Origin of the sequence: Bartonella phoceensis, assembly GCF_902825145.1 — a bacterium.
GTDB classification, from domain to species: Bacteria; Pseudomonadota; Alphaproteobacteria; order Rhizobiales; family Rhizobiaceae; genus Bartonella; species Bartonella phoceensis.
Map to the genome: position 1 here is coordinate 1 of NZ_CADEAD010000099.1, position 223 is coordinate 223.

Genomic DNA, 223 nt, shown 5'->3' on the forward strand with positions numbered 1-223 from the left:
TTTGTAGCTCTTCATGGTGCGGATAACGCAAAGAGCAAAAGCAAGATTACATCTCTTCAAGCTGGTGTCATTAGTAATGTCTCAACAGATGCTGTGAATGGTTCTCAGCTTTTTGAAACCCATAAGACTGTTGCAAACTATTTTGGTGGTAGTACTCAGTATGAGAATGGCCAATGGAAAGCGCCTGATTTCAAGGTTAATGAAATTGGTTCTGATGGCGATG

At 40.8% G+C, this 223-nt stretch carries 1 protein-coding gene; it reads left to right on the forward strand.

The annotated features are described in order from the left end of the window. A partial coding sequence (locus J7R07_RS08230; protein WP_208436356.1) for a hypothetical protein occupies positions 1 to 223 on the forward strand: 223 nt, incomplete at both ends.